Raw genomic sequence first — 567 nt, forward strand, 5'->3', positions numbered from 1 at the left:
GCCTGCCCGGCCAGGTCCGAGGTCACGGAGCTGAATGCGCTTGCCGCCGCGCTCAACTCACTGCGGATCCCGTCCCAGGCCGCCGCCGCCAACATTGGCGCTGACCCGGCACCGGAGAACATCCGGGACGAATTGATCTCCGGCGGGAGCACCAAAAAGCTCATGACCGCGGTCCCTTCTCAGCAGCGAGCCCCGGGAGCCAAAGTGTGCCGTTGCTCGGGTTCGCACGCAACCGCGACTGCGAGCGCTTGATCCCTGCGGTCCGGTCCGCAACGATCGTGCGGCGGCCGGGATTGGATTCCCGCCTAACGGGGTATGGGGCAGGCCGGAGAATGTACGTTGCTCCAGTGGCTGCTGAAGGTCTGATCAACGACGATCGAGGGGAGCAGTGATGAACTTTTCGGTGTTTCCGCCCGAGGTCAACTCGGTGCTCCTGCTTGATGGGCCGGGCCCGGGGCCGATGCTGGAGGCGGCGGCGGCCTGGGACGGGATCCGCAGTGAGTTGAGCGCGGCGGCAAGCGCATTCAGCTCCGTGACCTCGGACCTGGCCGGGCAGGCCTGGCAGGG

At 67.4% G+C, this 567-nt stretch carries 2 protein-coding genes; one reads left to right on the forward strand and one right to left on the reverse strand.

All coding sequences use genetic code 11. The features are described from left to right. A partial coding sequence (locus tag A5696_RS26820) for a PPE domain-containing protein (protein WP_082956486.1) occupies positions 1-164 on the reverse strand: 164 nt, incomplete at its 3' end. Between the two features lie 227 nt (positions 165-391). Here A5696_RS26820 and A5696_RS26825 point away from each other — a divergent pair. Beyond that, the coding region (locus tag A5696_RS26825) for a PPE domain-containing protein (protein ID WP_197516869.1) at positions 392-567 on the forward strand (176 nt) is incomplete at its 3' end.

Source organism: Mycobacterium sp. E2699, from assembly GCF_001666745.1.
In the GTDB taxonomy this organism is placed as follows: domain Bacteria; phylum Actinomycetota; class Actinomycetes; order Mycobacteriales; family Mycobacteriaceae; genus Mycobacterium.